6 protein-coding genes are annotated in these 5,372 nt (G+C 65.2%); 4 read left to right on the forward strand and 2 right to left on the reverse strand.

What is annotated here, in order from left to right; all coding sequences use genetic code 11:
* The 4 genes from ACE3UY_RS13780 to hypE form a co-directional block, all read left to right on the forward strand.
* The coding region (locus ACE3UY_RS13780) for a hypothetical protein (RefSeq protein ID WP_374688089.1) at positions 1–160 on the forward strand (160 nt) is incomplete at its 5' end.
* Positions 161–289: 129 nt separating this feature from the next.
* Positions 290–562 (forward strand): HypC/HybG/HupF family hydrogenase formation chaperone, encoded by a 273-nt coding sequence (locus tag ACE3UY_RS13785; protein WP_374688084.1) that lies wholly within the window; start codon positions 290–292, stop codon positions 560–562.
* Positions 563–630: 68 nt separating this feature from the next.
* A complete protein-coding gene (hypD, locus tag ACE3UY_RS13790) occupies positions 631–1,746 on the forward strand; it encodes a hydrogenase formation protein HypD (RefSeq protein ID WP_374688085.1) in 1,116 nt (371 codons plus the stop codon).
* 77 nt (positions 1,747–1,823) lie between these two features.
* Positions 1,824–2,885: a hydrogenase expression/formation protein HypE gene (gene hypE / locus ACE3UY_RS13795; RefSeq protein WP_374688086.1), complete on the forward strand. Its 1,062-nt coding sequence runs from the start codon at positions 1,824–1,826 to the stop codon at positions 2,883–2,885.
* A gap of 36 nt (positions 2,886–2,921) precedes the next feature.
* Here the strand turns inward: hypE and ACE3UY_RS13800 are convergent, their stop codons facing one another.
* Together ACE3UY_RS13800 and dhaK are read right to left on the reverse strand one after the other, a co-directional pair.
* The gene (locus tag ACE3UY_RS13800) at positions 2,922–4,151 is read right to left on the reverse strand and encodes a transaldolase family protein (protein ID WP_374688087.1); all 1,230 of its coding nucleotides are present in this window, start codon (positions 4,149–4,151) and stop codon (positions 2,922–2,924) included.
* A gap of 108 nt (positions 4,152–4,259) precedes the next feature.
* On the reverse strand, positions 4,260–5,291 hold the full coding sequence (dhaK, locus tag ACE3UY_RS13805) for a dihydroxyacetone kinase subunit DhaK (RefSeq protein ID WP_374688088.1): 1,032 nt from the start codon (positions 5,289–5,291) through the stop codon (positions 4,260–4,262).
* Positions 5,292–5,372: the final 81 nt, after the last annotated feature.

Raw genomic sequence — 5,372 nt, forward strand, 5'->3', positions numbered from 1 at the left:
GCTCAGCGGCGGCGTATGGCAAAACGTCACCCTGTTGCGCCGCGCCCTGGCCCTGCTGCGCGCCGACGGCTTCACCGTCTACACCCACCGCCTCGTGCCGCCCAATGATGGCGGGCTGGCGTTGGGACAGGCGATTGTGGCGACGTGTTTACTCAAATGATGGGTATGGATAAAGCGCAGGGGTGCGGGGGAGCGGGGGAGCAGGGGAGAAGCACCCACGAGCGACAACTGATAACTAACAACTGACAACTGCCAACTGCCAACTAGCAACTGACCACTGGAGACCATTATGTGCCTGGGAGTACCCGGTAAAATCATCGACATCTACGAAGCCGACGGTCTGCGAATGGGCCGGATCGACTTCGGCGGGACGGTGCGCGAGGCGTGTCTGGCCTACGTACCCGAGGCGGCCGTGGGCGACTACACCGTCATCCACGTCGGCTTCGCCATCAGCCGGCTGAGCGAGGAAGAGGCGCAGTCCACCCTGGCCGTGCTGCGCGAGATAGCGAACCTTGAAGAGGAGTTGGGGCCGGAAGAAATGGCTACGGATGAGAACGGATAAAACGGATAAAAATCCGTATTATCCGTCTTGTTCCGTAGCCATTTCTTCCACCCCATCAGGACGACGTTATGAAGTACGTTACTGAATACCGCGACGCCGCACTGGTGGCGGCGACGATGCGCGAGATACGCCGGGCGGTCACCCGGCCGTGGGTCATCATGGAGATGTGCGGCGGCCAGACTCACGCCATCGTCCGCCACGGCATCGACCAGCTCTTGCCGCCGGAGATCGAGCTTGTCCACGGGCCGGGCTGCCCGGTGTGCGTCACGCCGCTAGAGCTGATCGACAAGGCGCTCGACATCGCCGCGCGGCCCAACGTCATCTTCACCTCCTACGGCGACATGCTGCGCGTGCCCGGCACGGGGCGCGACCTCTTCTCCGTCCGCGCCGCCGGCGGCGACGTGCGCGTCGTCTACTCGCCGCTCGACGCGGTGAAGATCGCCCAGGCCAACCCCGACAAGGAAGTGGTCTTCTTCGCTATCGGCTTCGAGACGACCGCCCCGGCCAACGCCATGAGCGTCGTGCAGGCGCGCGCGCTGGGGCTGACGAACTACAGCGTCCTCGTCTCCCACGTCTGCGTGCCGCCGGCCATGCACGCCATCCTCGGCTCGCCGCTGAACCGGGTGCAGGGCTTCCTGGCCGCCGGCCACGTCTGCGCCGTCATGGGCTACTGGGAGTACCCGCCCCTCGCCGCGCAGTACGGCGTGCCCATCGCCGTCACCGGCTTCGAGCCGCTGGACATCGCCCAGGGCATCCTGTCCACGGTGCGCCAGCTGGAGGCGGGCACGCACGAGGTGGCGAACGCCTACGCCCGCGCCGTCACCTTCGCGGGCAACGTGCCGGCGCAGCGGGTCATCGAGCAGGTCTTCGAGGTGCGCGACCGGCAGTGGCGCGGCATCGGCCTCATCCCGGCCAGCGGCTGGGGGTTGCGGGCGGAGTATGCCGCGTTCGACGCCGAGCGGCGCTGGGACGTGGGCGAGATTCGCACGCAGGAGTCGCCGCTGTGCATCGCCGGCCTCATCCTGCAAGGGCTGAAGAAGCCGCACGACTGCCCCGCCTTCGGCGCGCAATGCACGCCGGAGACGCCGCTGGGGGCGACGATGGTGTCGTCGGAGGGGGCGTGCGCGGCGTACCACAAGTACGGAAGACACCTGGATATTTATCAATTAGGAATTACGAATTAGGAATTAGGAATCGAAGAACTTCAGACCGGAGATCTCTGCTTCCTAATTCCTAATTCCTAATTCCTAAGTCCTAATTCATGAACGACCAAACCACCCCACACCTCGAAGGTCTAGTTTGCCCCATCCCCTTGCGGCACGACGAGAAGATCGTCATGGGCCACGGCAGCGGCGGCCGGATGAGCCACGAGCTGATCGGCCGCCTCTTCCAGGAGCCGTTCGACAACCCCGCCCTGCGCGCCGCCAACGACGCCGGGCTGGTCAGCGTAGACGGGGCGCGGCTGGCGATCAGCACCGACTCCCACGTCGTCTGGCCGCTCTTCTTCCCCGGCGGCGATATCGGCCGGCTGGCGGTGTGCGGCACGGTCAACGACCTGGCGATGATGGGAGCGACGCCGCTCTACCTGACGGCCGGCTTCATTCTGGAGGAGGGGCTGGACGTGAGCCTGCTGGCCCAGGTGGTGCTGTCCATGCAGGCGGCGGCGGCCGAGGCGGGGGTCAGCATCGTGGCCGGCGACACCAAGGTCGTCCAGCGCGGCAAGGCGGATGGGCTGTACATCAACACCGCCGGGGTAGGCGTGTTGCGCCACAACGGAACCATCGCCGGCGACCAGGCCCGGCCGGGCGACGCCGTCATTCTCTCCGGCCCGATGGGCGACCACGGCATCGCCGTGCTGAGCGCGCGCGGCGAGTTGGGCTTCGAGGCGGACGTGGTCAGCGACGTGGCCCCGCTCAACCATCTCGTTGCGGCCATGATGGCTGCGGGGGAACTCCACGTTCTGCGCGATCCGACGCGCGGCGGCGTGGCGACGACGCTGAACGAGATCGCCCGGCAGTCGGCCGTGGCCGTCGTCCTCGACGAGCGGGCCATCCCGGTGCGGCCAGCCGTCGCTTCGGCCTGCGAGATGCTGGGCTTCGACCCGCTCTACGTCGCCAACGAGGGCAAGCTGCTGGCAATCGTGGCCGCGGAGGCCGCGCCGGCCGTGCTGGCGGCCATGCGGGCGACGCGCTACGGCGAGGAGGCGGTCATCATCGGCCGCGTCCAGGCCGCGCCGCAGGGGCGGGTGCTGATGCGGACGAGCATCGGCAGCACCCGCGTGGTGGACATGCTGGCGGGGGAGATGTTGCCGCGGATTTGCTAGGTAGGGGCGGGTTTCAAACCCGCCCCTACCCTGGGTTCAGGCGGGCACGGCGCTGTCCCTGACCAGCGCATAGCGCTGGGCGACGTGCGCCTCCAGCCCATCAATCGCCTTGGAGAAGCTCTTGATCGTCGCCACGGTGGCGGGATGGGGGTTGAACTGCTCCAGCCACATGCCGTTCGGGTCATAGGCCTGGACGACGTAGGGGATTTGCAGCAGCTTGTCCATCACCCGCGGTGGAACCTGAATCTTGTCGAGCGCTTCGCGCTCGAACGTCAGGTCGTTGCAGACCTGGAAGAGCGGATCCAGCACGTAGGGCGGGCAGGTGTAAACCACATCCCCGGCCAGGAATTCAACGTCCCAGAAGCGCTGCCGGCCAGCCACGTAAGGCCCCTGACGCAGCGAGCAAGCCAGCAACTTGCTCGGAAAGCCCTCGTCGCGCAGGATGCGATAGGCCCGCTGGAAGACAGCGATACCGAACCAGTGCTTATCTTCCCAGCTTAGCTGAATGCCTTTGCGACGGGCCTGCTCGTCCAGGGCGGGGTTTTCAGTCAGACGGCCGACCATCATGGTGATGACCGCCCGCCACTGGGTCAGGTCTACCTGCTCCGAGGCGAAGTAGTTGCCCAGCTGCTTTAACCCCACGCCTTCGCGCGTGGCCTCGGCCGAAGCCAGGATCTGCGGCAAGGTGAAGCAGGTCGTGGTGTTGGTGCCGATGCCCTTGGAAGCCAGGATGCGCAGCACGCTGATGCCCTCGGTGCTGGCCGGAACTTTGATCATGACGTTGGGGCTCAGGCTGTGCAGTTCCTCGGCCGCCGCAACCATGACGTCGATCTCGGTGAAGAGGCGGGGGTCGAGCTGGCCGGAGATGTAACCGTAGCGACCGTTCGTGGCTTCCCAGATCGGCAGCATCACGCGCGCGCCGCGCCGGATGGTCTCCTCATACGTCAGCCAGGCGATCTCCTTGGCGTCCAGATCGGGGTTGTCGTGGATGGTGTCGTCGATCCATTCGTTCCAGAAATCAGCGTCCTTCTTGATGACGTCATAGGCCAACGGCGGGTTGGTCGTGCAGCCGCGCACCAGGCCCGCGGCCGGATCGTCCGGATCGAAGAAGCGGGTGAGCTGCGCCTCCAGTTCGGGCCGCTCGGCCGGGGGCATGCTGTCAATCAGATGTTGCTTCCACGTTCTGTAAACGAGCGGGGAAGAGTCCCACCAGATTTCCAGGGTGGGGTTCGCCTCTACCAATCGTTCAATGACGCTCTTGACCATAATCTCCTCCGGTACAAGTTCCACATAGCGGGTAAGGGACAGCCGCGCCGCGGCCATCCCTTACGCCGCTATCTGATACCGGCCAGGGGTCCGAAGCGGTCCAGGTCGCTAGAAGACGCGGATCGGAATGTCGGCCGGAGCCATGAACAGCTCCTTCAACTGATCATCCACCTTGCACAGCGTGATGGACATGCCGGCCATCTCCAGCGACGTGCAGTACTCGCCCACGTAGCTGCGCCAGACCTTGAGGCCGCGCTTCTCCACCGCTTCGTGGACGTGGCCGTAGACCAGGTACAGTTCCGAGATGGGCGTGCCGCCCAGGCCGTTGACCATCAGGGCGACTTCGTCGCCCGCCTTGAAGATCGGCTCCTCGCGCTCGTCGCTGCCGGGGATGGGCTTGCGGTCGGTGAGGATGGCTTCCAGCATCTCGTCGGCGATCTCGTTGGCGCTGACCAGCTTCTTGCGGGCGCGGCCCGGCTCGCCGTGGATGCCGACGCCCATCTCGATCTCGTCTTCCTCCAGGCTAAAGATGGGCTTGCCCTTGGCCGGGGGCGTGCAGCCGGTGAGGGCCATGCCCATCGAACGAACCCGGGAGTTGACCTTCTGGCCCAGGGCCACCAACTCATCGAGCGACGCGCCCTGCTCGGCCGCCGCGCCGACGGCCTTGATGACGAAGAAGTTGCCGGCCACGCCGCGGCGGCCGACCGTCCAGGTGCTATCTTGCACGGCCACGTCATCATCCACAAAGATGGTCTTGACGGTGACGCCTTCCATGTCGAGCATCTCCGTCGCCATCTCGAACGACATGCGGTCGCCGCTGTAGTTGTTGACGATGTGGAGCACGCCCTTGGGCGAGTTCAGAATCTTGGTCGATTCGACGACGTAATCCATGGGCGGGGCGGAGAAGACGTCGCCCGGGCAAGCGCCGTCCAGCATGCCCTTGCCGACAACCATAATGTGGGCCGGCTCGTGCCCGGAACCGGAACCCTGGACGATGGATACCTTGTTGGGGTTCGGCGCATCGGCGCGCATGACCAGATTGTACTCCGGCACATACTTGATTGTGCCCGGATTGGCCAGTTCGATGCCCTTCATCATCTCCGGCACAAAGTTCTTGGGGTCATTCATCAACTTTTTCATCTTGCGGTCTCCTTGCACGGTTTATGGGGGTTATGGGGCTGTGATCGCTTGCCAGTTTTTAGCGATCGTTTCGGCCATCAC

Origin of the sequence: Promineifilum sp. (SeqCode), from assembly GCF_041918635.1 — a bacterium.
Taxonomy (GTDB): Bacteria; Chloroflexota; Anaerolineae; order Promineifilales; family Promineifilaceae; genus Promineifilum.

Bases quoted from the DNA above. Each gene is read 5' to 3' on its own strand.
- ACE3UY_RS13785 (WP_374688084.1), top strand. From the start codon at position 290: ATGTGCCTGGGAGTACCCGGTAAAATCATCGACATCTACGAAGCCGAC.
- hypD (WP_374688085.1), top strand. From the start codon at position 631: ATGAAGTACGTTACTGAATACCGCGACGCCGCACTGGTGGCGGCGACG.
- hypE (WP_374688086.1), top strand. From the start codon at position 1,824: ATGAACGACCAAACCACCCCACACCTCGAAGGTCTAGTTTGCCCCATC.
- ACE3UY_RS13800 (WP_374688087.1), bottom strand. From the start codon at position 4,151: ATGGTCAAGAGCGTCATTGAACGATTGGTAGAGGCGAACCCCACCCTG.
- dhaK (WP_374688088.1), bottom strand. From the start codon at position 5,291: ATGAAAAAGTTGATGAATGACCCCAAGAACTTTGTGCCGGAGATGATG.